This is a genomic window from Citromicrobium sp. JLT1363 (genome assembly GCF_000186705.1).
In the GTDB taxonomy this organism is placed as follows: domain Bacteria; phylum Pseudomonadota; class Alphaproteobacteria; order Sphingomonadales; family Sphingomonadaceae; genus Alteriqipengyuania.
Genome location: NZ_AEUE01000002.1, coordinates 244,315 through 258,538, shown reverse-complemented (window position 1 = coordinate 258,538; position 14,224 = coordinate 244,315). Strand labels below are relative to the sequence as shown.

At 66.3% G+C, this 14,224-nt stretch carries 10 protein-coding genes; 7 read left to right on the top strand and 3 right to left on the bottom strand.

Annotated features, from left to right (window positions below; genetic code table 11):
• Nucleotides 1-106: 106 nt before the first annotated feature.
• The 3 genes from polA to ADAD_RS0103715 are packed head-to-tail and all read left to right on the top strand — an operon-like array spanning nucleotide 107 to nucleotide 5,434.
• Nucleotides 107-2,974, top strand: coding sequence for a DNA polymerase I (gene polA / locus ADAD_RS0103725; RefSeq protein WP_010409867.1), 2,868 nt, complete (start codon nucleotides 107-109; stop codon nucleotides 2,972-2,974).
• Nucleotides 2,971-4,314: a sensor histidine kinase gene (locus ADAD_RS0103720; protein ID WP_010409866.1), complete on the top strand. Its 1,344-nt coding sequence runs from the start codon at nucleotides 2,971-2,973 to the stop codon at nucleotides 4,312-4,314. The genes polA and ADAD_RS0103720 overlap by 4 nt, the downstream gene beginning before the upstream one ends.
• 31 nt (nucleotides 4,315-4,345) lie before the next feature.
• Nucleotides 4,346-5,434 carry a mechanosensitive ion channel family protein gene (locus tag ADAD_RS0103715; RefSeq protein WP_033193177.1) on the top strand — a complete coding sequence of 363 codons (1,089 nt, stop codon included), beginning with the start codon at nucleotides 4,346-4,348 and terminating at the stop codon, nucleotides 5,432-5,434.
• Between the two features lie 108 nt (nucleotides 5,435-5,542).
• Here ADAD_RS0103715 and ADAD_RS0103710 read toward each other — a convergent pair whose 3' ends face one another.
• Nucleotides 5,543-7,849 carry a CDC48 family AAA ATPase gene (locus ADAD_RS0103710; protein WP_010409860.1) on the bottom strand — a complete coding sequence of 769 codons (2,307 nt, stop codon included), beginning with the start codon at nucleotides 7,847-7,849 and terminating at the stop codon, nucleotides 5,543-5,545.
• 441 nt (nucleotides 7,850-8,290) lie between these two features.
• Here ADAD_RS0103710 and ADAD_RS0103700 point away from each other — a divergent pair, with 441 nt between their 5' ends.
• From ADAD_RS0103700 to ADAD_RS0103685, 4 genes are read left to right on the top strand one after another with little or no spacing between them, the layout of a single operon-like run.
• A complete protein-coding gene (locus ADAD_RS0103700; protein ID WP_010409858.1) occupies nucleotides 8,291-9,004 on the top strand; it encodes a CoA transferase subunit A in 714 nt (237 codons plus the stop codon).
• Nucleotides 9,005-9,018: 14 nt separating this feature from the next.
• Complete coding sequence (locus ADAD_RS0103695) at nucleotides 9,019-9,897, top strand: hypothetical protein (RefSeq protein WP_010409856.1); 879 nt, start codon at nucleotides 9,019-9,021, stop codon at nucleotides 9,895-9,897.
• Nucleotides 9,890-10,555 (top strand): CoA transferase subunit B, encoded by a 666-nt coding sequence (locus ADAD_RS0103690; protein ID WP_010409853.1) that lies wholly within the window; start codon nucleotides 9,890-9,892, stop codon nucleotides 10,553-10,555. Before ADAD_RS0103695 ends, ADAD_RS0103690 begins: the two co-directional genes overlap by 8 nt.
• 10 nt (nucleotides 10,556-10,565) lie before the next feature.
• Nucleotides 10,566-11,708, top strand: a complete 1,143-nt coding sequence (locus ADAD_RS0103685; protein WP_010409851.1) for a CaiB/BaiF CoA transferase family protein — start codon at nucleotides 10,566-10,568, stop codon at nucleotides 11,706-11,708.
• Here ADAD_RS0103685 and ADAD_RS0103680 read toward each other — a convergent pair.
• Nucleotides 11,705-12,886 (bottom strand): DUF418 domain-containing protein, encoded by a 1,182-nt coding sequence (locus tag ADAD_RS0103680; protein WP_010409849.1) that lies wholly within the window; start codon nucleotides 12,884-12,886, stop codon nucleotides 11,705-11,707. The genes ADAD_RS0103685 and ADAD_RS0103680 overlap by 4 nt on opposite strands.
• 102 nt (nucleotides 12,887-12,988) lie before the next feature.
• On the bottom strand, nucleotides 12,989-14,209 hold the full coding sequence (gene metK / locus ADAD_RS0103675; protein WP_010409846.1) for a methionine adenosyltransferase: 1,221 nt from the start codon (nucleotides 14,207-14,209) through the stop codon (nucleotides 12,989-12,991).
• Between the last annotated feature and the right edge of the window lie 15 nt (nucleotides 14,210-14,224).

Sequence of the window (14,224 nt, the reverse complement as noted above, 5' to 3'; positions counted from 1 at the left end):
ATGGCAAGCCCAAATTGGGCAGCCGAACACTTTTTTGCCCTTATCCGGACATTTTTCCCGGATCATGCAGGGCTGACGGGCCCCTGGCCCGCTGCTAGCAGAGGCCATGGCCGACAAGCAGCACCTCTATCTCGTCGATGGCTCCGCCTACATCTTCCGCGCGTACCATCGTCTGCCCCCGCTGACCAATCCCCAAGGCACGCCGGTCGGTGCGGTCTACGGCTACACGACGATGCTGTGGAAGCTGGCCGAGGACCTCGACAAGGCCGAGGGACCGACCCACCTTGCGGTGATCCTCGACAAGTCGAGCCAGAGCTTTCGCAACGAAATCTACGATCAGTACAAGGCGAACCGGCCCGAGCCGCCCGAAGACCTCGTGCCGCAGTTCCCGCTGATCCGCGATGCCACGCGCGCCTTCTCCCTCCCCTGCATCGAGGAGCCCGACGTCGAGGCGGACGATATCATCGCCTCCTATGCCCGCACCGCAGCCGCGCAGGGCTGGGACGTCACGATCGTGTCCTCCGACAAGGATCTGATGCAGCTGGTGGGCACGAGCGAGGCCGGCGGCACGATCGACATGCTCGACACCATGAAGAGCGCGCGGATCGGACCGGAGGAAGTGCAGGAAAAATTCGGCGTCCCGCCCGAACTGGTGGGGGACGTGCTGGCCCTGATGGGCGATTCGGTGGACAATATTCCCGGCATCTATGGTGTGGGTCCGAAGACCGCGACCAAGCTGATCCAGGACCACGGCTCGCTCACCGCCGCGCTCGACGCGGCGCCGGACATGAAGAAGTCGAAGCTGAAGGAAAGGCTGCTGGAACATCGCGGCGATGCCGAACTCAGCCGGGTGCTGGTGACGCTGAAGGAAGACTGCCCGCTGCCCATGCCGATAGAGGAGATGAAGCTTTCCTCGATCCCGCCCGAGCCGCTTGCCGCTTTCCTGAGCGAACAGGGCTTCAACAGCCTGCTGCGCCGGCTGGAAGGCGGCAGCAGCGCGCCGGGGCCGACCACCCGGCTCCACCCGGCAAAACCACAGAACAAGGGGGAGGCGCATGCGCCCGAAGGCAATCGCCAGCCCTTGCCCGACATGCCCGCAGTGGACCGCAGCGCTTACGAATGCGTGCAGACGCCCGAAGCGCTCGATCGCTGGATCGACAAGGCCTTCAAGGCGCGGCTGGTGGCCGTGGACACCGAAACCAGCGAACTCGACTGCATGGCCTGCGATCTGGTCGGCGTGAGCCTGGCGACCGGGCCGAACCAGGCCTGCTACATCCCGCTCGGCCATTTCAACGTCGGCGGCGGCGGGGAAGACATGTTCGCCGAAAAGCCGCAGCAGGTGCCGATGGATGTCGCGCTGGAGAAGCTGCGCCCGCTGCTGGAGAGCGATGCGGTCCTCAAGATCGGCCAGAACCTCAAGTACGATGTCAACGTGCTGGCGCGGCTGGGTATCGCGGTCGCGCCGATCGACGACACGATGATTATCAGCTTCGCACTCGATGCCGGGCGCTCGCAGGACGGGATCGGCGGCGGGCACGGCATGGACGAACTGGCGCAGCGCCACCTCGGCCATACCTGCCTGACCTTCAAGGAAATCTGCGGCACGGGGAAGAAGGCGATCCCCTTCGGCGAAGTCGCGCTCGACCGGGCAACCGAATATGCCGCCGAGGATGCCGATGTTACCTTGCGGCTGTACACCCATCTCAAGCCCCGGCTCGCCGTCGAAGGCGGCACCAGGATCTACGAGCGGGTGGATCGCCCGCTGATCCCTGTGGTCGCGGGCATGGAACGCCACGGCATCAAGGTGGATCGCGAGCAGCTGGCCAATCTGTCCGAACGGTTTGCGACCGAAACCAAGCGGCTGGAGGGCGAGATTCACGCCATTGCCGGTCAGGAATTCGCGGTCGGGAGCCCGAAGCAGCTGGGCGACATCCTGTTCGACAAGATGGGCTACAAGGGCGGCCGCAAGGGCAAGAGCGGGCAGTATTCCACCGACCAGGCGATGCTCGAAAAGCTCGACGCCCAGGGCGCGCCGATCGCCACCAAGGTGCTGGAATGGCGCCAGCTGGCCAAGCTCAAGTCCACCTATACCGATGCGCTGCAGCAGGCGATCAATGCGCGCACGGGCCGGGTGCACACCAGCTACAGCCTCACCGGCGCGCAGACCGGGCGGCTCAGCTCGACCGATCCCAACCTGCAGAACATCCCGATCCGCACCGAAATCGGCCGCGAAATCCGGCAGGCCTTCGTGGCGGACGACGGCAATGTCCTGCTGGCGGCAGACTATTCGCAGATCGAACTGCGGCTTGCCGCGCACATGGCGGACGTGGCGCCGCTGCGCGAAGCCTTCGCGGCGGGCGAGGACATTCATAACCGCACCGCGCAAGAGATGTTCGGCGAGGTCGACCGCGATACGCGTGCGCGCGCCAAGACGATCAATTTTGCGATTCTCTACGGGATTTCGCGCTGGGGCCTGGCCGGACGGCTGGGGATCGAGCCGGACGAGGCGCAGGCTCTGATCGACACCTATTTCGCGCGGTTTCCCGGCATCCAGCGATACATCGTCAATACGCTCGAAACCGTGCGGGAACGTGGCTATTCCGAGACCCTGTTCGGTCGCAAGACGTGGTTTCCCCGGATCAATTCGAAGAACCAGGCCGAGCGTCAGGGGAGCGAGCGCGCCGCGATCAACGCGCCGATCCAGGGCACCAGTGCGGATATCATCAAGCGGGCGATGGCGCGCATGGGCCCCGCGCTGGCGGCGGCGGGGCTGAAGCCGGATGAGCCGGACGGCGTGCGCATGCTGCTGCAGGTGCATGACGAACTGGTGTTCGAACTTCCCGAATCGCTGGTGGAGAAGGCCACGCCCGTGATCCAGCGGGTGATGGTGGAGGCCGCCGAACCTACCGTCGCGCTTTCGGTGCCGCTGGGCGTCGAGATCGGCACGGGGCAGAGCTGGGACGACGCACATTGAACCCGGCTCTGCGGCCTGCCCCTTTTCGCGCTTTCATCCGCCGCTGGTTCAACTGGCTGGTGCTCGGCGCCATGGCGGGCGCGATCCTCGGCGCGCTCGCGCTGCTGCTGTCGCTCGGCGCGGCGGAACGGGCGGAGCGGGTGCAGGCGCAACGGGCCTCGGAAATCCTGCAGACGCTCGACCGCGTGGAGCGCGCCGCCCTTTCCGCCGAGAGCGCGCAGCGCGGCTATTTCATCACGCTCGACCAGCGTTATCTCGAACCCTATCGTACCGCGCGCACGCAAACCGTCGAGGAACTGGAGAAGCTGGACCGTTCGCTTGCCGACGGAGCCCCCGTCCAGCGGCAGCAGGTAGACCGCATTCGCGCCGCGCTGGAGGACAAGTTCAGCGAACTCGACGACACGGTCGGCCTGCTGGAACAGGGCAATCTGCGCGATGCCCGGCGGCGCATCCTGACCGGCGACGGTTATGATGCGATGCAACGCCTGACCACCGCGATCGACACGCTTGCTGCAATCGAGCGCAACCTGCTGGCAGACCAGACGGAGCGCGCGCGGACCGCGGAAGAGCGCATCCTGCCGGCACTGGGCGTCCTGCTGCTGCTGCTGGTCGGCGCCATCGCGCTGGGGGCTGTGCTGGTCGCCCGCGCGGCACAGGCGGAGACAGAAGCGGCGCAGGCCCGCGAACTCGAAACCGCGCGCGACCGGGCGGATCTGCTGGCGCAGGAACTGAACCACCGGGTGAAGAACCTGTTCGCCATGGTGCTGGCCATCGTCCAGATGAGTGCGCGCGACGTGACGGACGTGGCTGCCTACAAGGAACGCATCGGCTCGCGCATCCGCGCGCTGCTGACCGCGCACGAGGTCACGCAGGGGTCCGGCACGGCGGCGGATCGCCTGAACCGGGAAGGCGGCGCATCGCTGCGCGCGCTCGTCGAAGCCACGGTGGAGCCGCATGTCTCGGAGGAGAAGCGCCTCGAAATCGATGGCGAGGATGTGGCCATCGCCCGTATCCAGGTGACGCCGCTGGGACTGGTCCTGCACGAGCTTGCTACCAACTCGGTCAAATATGGCTGCTGGAGCCAGGAAGGGTTGCTGACCGTGCGCTGGCGCAAGGAAGGCAACCTGGTGCATCTGGAATGGCAGGAAGAACGCGACGGCAGCATCGATGAAGAGGATGGCGACAACGGCGCCCGTACCGAGGTTGGCGGCGGCTTCGGCAGCACGCTGATGACCGGTGCCGGGCGCCAGCTCGGCGGCGAGGTGGAACGGACTTTCGGCCCTCGCGGCGTCACCGTGCGCATTGTCTTCCCGCCGCACCCGAAGGATGGTGCCGCTTGATCGCGCACCGCGCGGCCAATATCCGGCAGGCATGGCCATGGCGAACCTGACCGAAATGCTAGACCCGGCGCAGCTTGCGGTGCCGCTGGACAAGGCGTTCGCCATCGCCGCGGCGCTGGGCATCGCCGTGGTGCTTGCGCTGGCCGTTCACCGCGTTGCCTTCGTTCTGCTGCGCCGGGCGAGTACCCATGGTCCCGCGAAGTACGGCCAGCCTATCTTCGATGCGGTTCGAGGGCCCTCGCGCTGGCTTGCGGTGGCCATCGCCATATCTGCCGTGGCGGAGCGCGTGCCAGCCATCCGCCCCGCGTGGGATGCGCTTTCCGATTTTATCGCGCCGGTCATCTTCGGCTGGCTGGCGCTCGCCTTCGTGCAGGGCGCCTCGCTGGCGCACGAGCGGCGGATGGAGACCCGGCTCGACCCGATTCACATGCGCAGCCGCAAGACCCGGATCGAGATTTTCCGGCGGACGGCATCCAGCCTGATAATCGTCATAACGATCGCGCTGGTGCTGCTGAGCATACCGGGCGTGCGGCAGGTGGGCGTGACCTTGATGGCCTCTGCGGGCCTTGCCGCGCTGGCGATCGGCGCCGCCGCGCAGCCTGCGCTCAAATCGCTGATCGCGGGCATCCAGATGGCGCTGACCGAACCGATCCGGATCGGGGACATGGTGAAGGTGGACGGCGAAGTGGGCCGGGTGGAAGAAATCCGCATGACCTTCGTGGTGGTGCGCATCTGGGACGAACGCGTGCTGGTGGTGCCCACCGGCAAGTTCTTCGAGGAAAGCTTCGAGAACTGGTCACGCTCCGCCGACCGGCTGACCGGTATCGTGATGCTCAACCTCGATCCGATCGCCGATGTGGAGCCAATCCGGCAGGCCTTCCTCGGCTTCCTCGCCGAGCATGCGCTGTGGGATGAACGCGATGCGGCCGCGCTGGTGGTCGATGCCCACCCGGAGAGCATCGCCCTGCGTCTGTCCATGACCGCCGCGAGCATCGGTGACCTGTGGACGCTGCGCTGCGAAGTGCGCGAATACATGCTGCAATGGCTGCGCGAGAACCAGCCGGTCGCGCTGATCCGCCACCGGCTGGAGGTCGAGGCCGCGAACGAGCGGGGCGGTTAGGGCGATTGCCGGCTGGCACCCCTTCGTGCTGGGCCTGCCGAAGCACCAAGGGAGAGCACCCCGCCGCGCTTCGACAAGCTCAGGACGGGCGGGGAGAGCGCGGAACTCCTAATCCCCGTGCTTCGAATCGCGCGTTGATTCCACCATGCCTTCGGTGATGAAGCCGATCGGCATTGGTTCCGCCGCGCGCTTCTTCAGCTCGCCGCGCATCTTCTTGTATTCCTGCTCCATCTTGGGCGTCACAGAGGCACGGCTGTCCTTCAGGGCCTCGGTGAAGTCGCCCATGGTAACCTCCTGCACATCGGTGCCCGCGCGGTGCAGCGCGACGAGGCCGGCACGCCGGACCACGTCTTCCAGATCGGCCCCAGTGAACCGCTCTGTCTCGGACGCCAGCTTGGACAGGCTGACATCGTCTGCCAGCGGCATGTTGCCGGTATGGATGCCCAGGATCTGCTCACGCCCCTTCGCGTCGGGCGTGCCGACATAGACCAGTTCGTCGAACCGGCCGGGCCGCAGCAGCGCGGGATCGACCAGCGTCGGGCGGTTCGTGGCGCCGATGACCACGACCGACTGGAGTTCCTCCAGACCGTCCATCTCCGCGAGGACGGTATTGACCACCCGCCCCGTCACCTGCGGCTCCATGGTGCCGGAGCCACGCGCGGGGACCAGCGAATCGATCTCGTCGATGAAGATCACGCAGGGTGAGACAGCACGCGCGCGGCGAAACATCTTGGCGATCTGCTGCTCGCTCTCGCCGTACCACTTGGACAGCAGGTCGCTGGACTTCATCGAGATGAAGTTCGCATCCGCTTCCTTGGCGACGGCCTTGGCCAGCAGCGTCTTGCCCGTGCCCGGCGGGCCGTAGAGCAGGAAACCCTTGGCCGCGCGGATGCCGAGGCGGTGGAAGGCCTCGCGGTTCTTGATCGGAAGTTCGATGCCTTCCTTCAGCTTCTCGATCGCGTCGTCGATGCCGCCCAGATCGCTCCAGCCGACATCGGGCACCTGCACCATCACTTCGCGCATGGCGGAAGGCTGGATGCGCTTGAGCGCGGACAGGAAATCGTCGCGCCCGACATGCAGATTCTCGAGCACTTCGGTCGGGATGGTCTGCGCGTCGAGATCGATCTGCGGCATGATCCGGCGCACCGCGTCGATCGCGGCTTCGCGCGCCAGCGCGGCGATATCCGCGCCGACGAAGCCGTGCGTGACCTTGGCCAGCTCCTTCAGGTCCACGCCTTCGCCCAGTGGCATGCCGCGGGTGTGGATGGCGAGGATCTCGCGCCGGCCGTTCTCGTCGGGCACGCCGATCACGATCTCGCGGTCGAACCGGCCCGGCCGGCGCAATGCCTCGTCGATCGCGTCGGGGCGGTTGGTCGCCGCGATGACGACGATGTTGGCGCGCGATTCCAGACCGTCCATCAGCGTCAGCAGTTGTGCGACCAGCCGCTTTTCGGCTTCGCCCGGGACCGAATCGCGCTTGGGCGCGATCGAATCGATCTCGTCGATGAAGATGATGGCGGGCGCGTTCTGGTTCGCGTTGTCGAACACTTCGCGCAGCCGCTTTTCCGATTCGCCATAGCCCGAGCCCATGATTTCGGGCCCGTTGATCGCGAAGAACTCGGCATCGCTTTCATTGGCGACGGCCTGCGCCAGCCGCGTCTTGCCGGTTCCCGGCGGGCCGTGCAGCAGCACGCCCTTGGGCGGGTCGACGCCGAGGCGGGTGAAGAGTTCGGGATAGCGCAGCGGCAGCTCGACCATTTCGCGCAGCTGCTGGATGGTTTCCGAAATGCCGCCGACATCGTCGTAATTGACCACGGAGCGACCTGCCTTGGGCTCCTCGAAGTCCGGCCGCAGCTCGATCTCGGTGTTCTCGTCGATATGGACGATGCCCTTGGGCGCGGTGCTGATGACGCGCAGGCGGATCTGGGTGAGCGCGTAGGCGGGCGCGTTGAACATGCGCTGCACTTCGGGCGGCATGTTCTGCACCGGCTGCTGGCCGGTGGTCGCCACCAGATCGCCGCTGACGATCGGCTTGCGGAAGAAATTGCGCTTGAGCGCCTGGGTCGGCCCCTGAAGCCGCATCTCGCGGCTGGCGGGGGCGAACACCACACGGGTTGCGGGGCGCGATTGCGCGGCCTCGATCTTCACATGCTCGCCCGATCCCACTTCGGCATTGGCGCGCTGAAGCCCGTCGAGCCGGACCACGGAGAGCGCCTGATCCTCGTCATAGGCGGCCATCACGATCGCGGCAGTGGAGCGTTTGCCGGAGAGCTGCACGATATCGCCCTCCGTCACGCCGAGCGATTGCATCGCACTTCGTGGAAGGCGCGCGACGCCGCGCCCGCTTTCTTCCTGGCGCGCCGCCGCAACCTGCAGGCGGACGGTGTTTTCGCTCGCGGCTTCGCTATCGGCCATGATCTGCGCTCTCTCCCGTGTGGTACGCGCCCGGGTAGGCGGGCGCCTCGCGTGGCGGCCTAGATAGGTCGCGCTACGGATATTGGAATGACCCCTTGGGAATGAGCGAGCGCGCGCATAGGTCCGACAAGGCCGGCCAAGGTGCGCCGGACAAGAAAAAACCCGGCTGAGCGAACCCAGCCGGGTATTAAGTTTGGGAGAGGATGCCTGAAAGGCCTCATTGTTGTGGCGCAACACGATCCTCTTCGCAAGTGCGAAAAGATCATTTAATATTGCAGAAAATGCAAGTCGAAGAAGTGGCGGATTTCCGACGTTTCCGTTGCGCCGCCATGCCATTCCTTGTTGCACTGCGGCAACGAATGTTGCGCGGGTGCGGGATGACAAGGCCGCGCCAACCCCCTAAAACACGACGGAAACACATCCCCGACCCACCGGAGCACCATGCAGAAACTATTTCCCGATGCCGCGGCCGCGCTGGAAGGCGTGCTCAAGGACAACATGCTGATCGCCAGCGGGGGCTTCGGCCTTTGCGGCATTCCCGAAAGACTGCTCGATGCGATTCGCGACAGCGGCGTCACCGGCCTGACCTTCGCCAGCAATAATGCGGGAATCGACAATGAAGGCATCGGCAAGCTGCTGCGCACCAAGCAGGTGAAGAAGATGATCTCGTCCTATGTGGGCGAGAACAAGGAATTCGAACGCCAATTCCTCGCCGGCGAGCTGGAGGTGGAATTCTGCCCGCAGGGCACGCTGGCGGAGCGCATGCGCGCAGGCGGCGCGGGCATCCCCGGCTTCTACACCAAGACCGGCGTCGGCACGCAGGTGGCCCAGGGCAAGGAAGTGAAACGGTTCGACACCGGCGAGGGCCCGCAGGACTACATCCTCGAAGAAGGCATCTTCGCCGATCTGGCCATCGTGAAGGCGTGGAAGGCCGACGAGACCGGCAATGTCGTGTTCCGCAAGACCGCGCGCAACTTCAACGTACCTGCCGCCACCTGCGGCAAGGTCTGCGTGGTCGAGGTGGAGGAAATCGTGCCGACCGGCTCGCTCGATCCCGATTGCATCCACCTGCCCGGGGTGTTCGTGCAGCGGATGATCGTGGGTGCGCCCTACGACAAGAAGATCGAATTCCGCACCGTGCGCGAGGCGGCCTGACCGCCCGATCCGGCATGAATCGCGCGCTCGCCCTGCTGCTGCTGCTCGCGCTGCCCGGCCTTTCGGGCTGCGTCGCGCTGGCCGTACCGGTCGCTGCCGGAGCGATGATGGGCCGGGGGATCGACCGGCCGCCGCACGACGAGGCAACGCCTCCCGCCGCGGCCGGCGCGGGCCCGGCGGCAGAGGAATCGCAGGCCGCCAGCGCGGAGGACGCGCAGGTCGCCCTGCTGTCATCAGGCGAGGTCGTGGGCGTCGTCTCCTATGCGGAAGTGCCGCCACCCTCGGGCCAGGGGGGGCAGGACGATCCGGCCTATTCGCAGCTTTTCGCCAAGGTCACGGCCATCGCCCAGCGCGATCCATTCTCGCAGGAGAAGCGCAAGTCCGCGATTCTTGCCGATCCTGGCACGCTCAAGCCCGACCGCGCCGAATGTGCCTTCGCGCAGACCGCGGTGCTGGTCGATCTCGATCCGGCAGACAGCGAGGCCCCCCTGGCAGAGGATGTCGTCACGTCCCGGCAGCTTGCACGCGTCCTGGCGACCCTGCGCGCGCAGGAAGTCGCGGTTCTGTGGCTTTCGCGCCATACGGCCGTGCGGGCGGGTGCCGTTCGGCGGGCGCTGCTGCGTAGCGGGCTCGACCCGAGCGGGGCGGACGAACTCTACCTGGTCCGCTACGAAGACGAAACCAAGGCCACGCGCCGCGCCGATGCGGCGGGCGATTTCTGCATCGTCGCGATCCTGGGCGACCAGAAGCGCGATTTCGACGAGCTGTTCGCGTTCCTGAAGGATCCCGACGCAGCCTTCGCACTCGACCCACTGATCGGCGAGGCGTGGTTTCTCGCGCCAGCGCCGCTCACCTCCCTCTCACAATCCGAACAAGGCTCACAAGATGACTGACGAAACCAAAGGCTGGAGCCGCGACCAGATGGCGGCCCGTGCGGCGCGCGAACTGGAAGATGGCTACTACGTCAATCTCGGCATCGGCATCCCCACGCTGGTCGCCAACCACATCCCCGAGGGCATGCATGTGACGCTGCAGAGCGAGAACGGCATGCTGGGCATCGGCCCCTTCCCGCTGGAAGGCGAGGAAGACGCCGACCTCATCAACGCGGGCAAGCAGACCATCAGCGAGCTGGACCATTCCGCCTATTTCGACAGCGCGACCAGCTTCTCCATGATCCGCGGCGGGCATATCGACCTGACCGTGCTGGGCGCGATGGAAGTGGCGCAGAACGGCGATATCGCCAACTGGATGATCCCCGGCAAGATGATCAAGGGGATGGGCGGCGCGATGGATCTGGTCGCGGGCGTGAAGAAGATCATCGTGGTGATGGACCACACCTCCAAGCACGGGGACCCCAAGTTCATCCCAGAATGCTCGCTTCCGCTGACCGGCACGAACGTGGTCGACATGATCATCACCAACCTCGGCGTCTTCCGTCGGCCCGACCATGACAGTGCCTTCCAGCTGATCGAACTGGCGCCCGGTGTGAGCGAAGAGGACATCGCGAACAGCACGACGGCCAAATACGAAGTGGCGCTCCAGAAGGCCTGAAGCGCTCGCAATGTGGCTCGACAAACCCCGCAACCCTGACGCCCCGCTCGCGGGGCTGAAGGTTCTCGAACTCGCGCGCATCCTCGCCGGGCCCTCCGCCGGGCAGACGCTGGCCGACCTCGGCGCGGATGTCATCAAGGTAGAGGCACCCGAGGGGGACGGCACCCGGCTATGGGGGCCGCCTTTCGTAGAGCGTTCGAACGGCGCGAAGGAAGCGGCCTATTACCATGGTTGCAACCGCGGGAAGCGGGGGATCACGGCGGATTTCCGGAACGTCGATGATCTGGCCGTGGTGGCCGGTCTGGCTGGCCAGGCCGATGTCGTGATCGAAAACTTCCTGCCCGGCAAGCTGGCCAAGTTCGGGCTCGACTATGCCAGCTTGTCACAGGCCAACCCCGGTCTCGTCTACTGCTCGATCACCGGCTTCGGGCAGGGCGGGCCGCGCCGCAACGAACCGGGTTACGACTTCGTCATCCAGGCGATGAGCGGGTTCATGGCTCTGACCGGGGAGCCCGAGGGCGAGCCGATGAAGCACGGCATGTCCGTGTCGGACCTGTTCTGCGGCCTCTATTCGACCATCGCCATCCAGGCCGCGCTCGCGATGCGGCAGCGGACGGGCAAGGGCCAGCATATCGACATGGCGCTCTACGATTGCTCGGTCGCTCTGCTGGCGCATCAGGCGCAGAGTTTCTTCACCACAGGCGAAAATCCGCCGCGCATGGGGAACATGCACGCGCAGGTGAGTGCCTATGGCGTGTTCCCGACGAAGGACGGCCCCGTGGTGCTCGCGCCCGCGAACGACCGGCTGTTTCGCAAGCTGCTCGAAGTGTTCGAACGACACGACCTGCTGGGTGACGAACGCTTCGCCACCAACGAGGCGCGGATCGCCAACCGGGCACAGATCGACGGGATCATCGCCGCCGAGACCGCGCAGTGGGATCGCGAGGCGCTGCTTGCGGCGTGTCGCAAGGCCGGCGTGCCTGCGGGGCCGATCTACGAGGTGTCCGAGGTTTTCGAAGACCCGCAGGTGCAGGCGCGCGGCATGACCTTCCCCATGGCCGAGGGCCTCACCGGGCTGCGCAGTCCGTTCAGTTTCTCCGACGCCGAACTTGCGCTGGGTGAGCCTTCGCCCAGGCTCGGGCAGGATGACTAGCGCAGGATCGGCCCCAACCGCCCGCGCGCCACGCTGCGCCACAACCATTCGAACGGCCCCTGCCGCAATCGGGCGAGCCACAAGGGCGACCAGATCAGCATGAGCGTGATGGGCACCAAGGCCACTGCAAAGGCTTGCCAGCGTGTCAGCATGCCGAACCACCCGAGGCCCCAGCCATAGAAGATCAGCGCGAAGGTCAGACTGGAGAGCAGATAATTGGTCAGCGAAAGGCGCCCCGCCGCAGCAAGGCGGCGGCGCAGGGCGCCGTCGCGGGCCGCAAACAGCCCCATGACGAGCGCGGCGTAGCCGACCGCCAGCAGCAGATCGAAAGGCAGCGACCAGAACAGCGCGACCGGGCCGACCATCGCGCCCGCGAAACCGGCCTGCACGTCCAGCACCATCATTGCGGCCAGCGGCGGCAGCGCGACCAGCGCCATGCGCCCCGCGAGCGCGAAGCACCGCGACCGCTCCCAGACGCCGCGCAGCAGGCCGGCACGCCACAGTCCCGCGCCGACCAGCATCATCGCCAGCGTGGACGGGATGCCCGGCACCTGTGTCTGCAACGCGGCGAAGAAGCCCATAGTGCGCCTGGCCACGCGCGCGCCGAAGTCTTCCGTCCCGATCACGCGCGCATAATCGAGCGCCAGCGGGTCCGCGCCGAAGGTCTGTGCGGGCAGGAGCGCCAGCGTGCTGCCCGGCTCGGCGGTCAGCCACAGAAAGGCGAGCAGCGATCCGCCTACCACGTGCATCGCCATCAACATGGCCCCGGCGATGAATAGCCAGCGGCCGTTGAGCGCCAGGAACACAGGCAGGACCAGGCCCGCCATCGCGTAGAGGCGCAAGACGTCGTTATTGGCCAGCAGGATAGCGTGAGCTGCGCCGATGGCGAACAGCACGACCATGCGCGCAACGTGCTCGCGCACGGGATGGGCCGCCCCGCGCGCCCGCGCGCGCTCCATCAGGATCGCAACCCCCGCGCCGAACAGCATGGCGAACAGGCTGCGGAACTTGTCCTCCACGAACACGAAGCTGACCGCCCAGACCATCCAGTCGAGCGGCCCGTCGCTCCCCGCCACTGCCGGGTTGAAGTAGGCGGCTGGCGGCAACGCGAAGATGTAGACGTTCATCAGCGCGATGCCCGCCACGGCAATGCCCCGCAGCGCATCGAGGGCGACCACGCGATCGCCGGACGCAGAAGGGCCCGGCGCCCCCGCTCCCCCCGCTCGTGCGGGGGCTGTCAGCGGAGTGCCGGGCCCGTTCATGTCCTGCGGCCTGACGGCTTACTTGCCGACGGCAGCCTTCAGGTCCTCGACCAGATCGGTCCGCTCCCAGGGGAACGCGTCGCCTTCGGCATTGCGCCCGAAGTGGCCGTATGCGGCGGACCGGCGGTAGATCGGCTTGTTGAGGCCAAGATGCGTGCGGATGCCGCGCGGCGTCAGGCCGCCCAGCTTGCTCATGCCGCGGATCGCGTCTTCCAGCGCCTCTTCGGAGACGGTGCCGGTGCCGTGCAGATCGACATAGACCGATAGGGGCTCGCTGACCCCGATCGCGTAGGAAAGCTGGATGGTGCAATGCGTGGCAAGCCCCGCCGCGACCACGTTCTTCGCCAGATAGCGGGTGATGTAGGCAGCCGAACGGTCGACCTTGGTCGGGTCCTTGCCGCTGAAGGCACCGCCGCCATGGGGCGCCGCGCCGCCATAGGTATCGACGATGATCTTGCGGCCCGTGAGGCCCGCATCGCCATCGGGCCCACCGATCTCGAACGCGCCGGTCGGGTTGATGTGCCACACGGTGTCGTCGTCGATCAGCCCGGCAGGCATCACCTCGCCAACGGCCTTCTTCACATAGGCCTTCAGCTCGGCTTCCTTTTCGCCTTCATGGTAGCCGGGCGCGTGCTGGGTGGAGACGACGATGGCGACAGCCTTGGTCGGCTTGCCGTTTTCGTAGCGCAGCGTGACCTGGCTCTTGGCGTCGGGTTCGAGGAACGGCGCGACGCCGGACTTGCGGTCGTCCGCCAGCTTCTGGAGAATCTTGTGGCTGTAATCGAGCGTCGCCGGCATCAGGTCGGGCGTCTCGTTGCAGGCATAGCCGAACATGATGCCCTGGTCGCCCGCGCCTTCATCCTTGTTGGAGCCATCGCTCCCGGCGTCGACGCCCTGCGCGATTTCGCTGGACTGGCCATGCAGGTGGTTCTCGAAGGTCAGGGTTTCCCAGTGGAAGCCGTCCTGCTCGTACCCGATTTCCTTCACCGTATCGCGCACGGCCTTTTCGATCTCTTCGGCCGCGCCCGGCTTCCATTCGCCATTGTCGTACATCGGCGCGCAGCGGATTTCGCCCGCGAGGACCACGCGCTGGGTCGTCGTCATCGTTTCGCAGGCGATCCGCGCCTCGGGATCCTTGCTGAGCATCAGATCGACGATGGCATCCGAAATCTGGTCGGAAACCTTGTCGGGATGGCCTTCGGAAACGCTCTCGGACGTGAAGATATAGCTGCTGCGCATGGGGCTGTTACCTCG

Bases quoted from the DNA above. Each gene is read 5' to 3' on its own strand.
- polA (WP_010409867.1), top strand. From the start codon at position 107: ATGGCCGACAAGCAGCACCTCTATCTCGTCGATGGCTCCGCCTACATC.
- ADAD_RS0103715 (WP_033193177.1), top strand. From the start codon at position 4,346: ATGGCCATGGCGAACCTGACCGAAATGCTAGACCCGGCGCAGCTTGCG.
- ADAD_RS0103710 (WP_010409860.1), bottom strand. From the start codon at position 7,849: ATGGCCGATAGCGAAGCCGCGAGCGAAAACACCGTCCGCCTGCAGGTT.
- ADAD_RS0103700 (WP_010409858.1), top strand. From the start codon at position 8,291: ATGCAGAAACTATTTCCCGATGCCGCGGCCGCGCTGGAAGGCGTGCTC.
- ADAD_RS0103695 (WP_010409856.1), top strand. From the start codon at position 9,019: ATGAATCGCGCGCTCGCCCTGCTGCTGCTGCTCGCGCTGCCCGGCCTT.
- ADAD_RS0103690 (WP_010409853.1), top strand. From the start codon at position 9,890: ATGACTGACGAAACCAAAGGCTGGAGCCGCGACCAGATGGCGGCCCGT.
- ADAD_RS0103685 (WP_010409851.1), top strand. From the start codon at position 10,566: ATGTGGCTCGACAAACCCCGCAACCCTGACGCCCCGCTCGCGGGGCTG.
- metK (WP_010409846.1), bottom strand. From the start codon at position 14,209: ATGCGCAGCAGCTATATCTTCACGTCCGAGAGCGTTTCCGAAGGCCAT.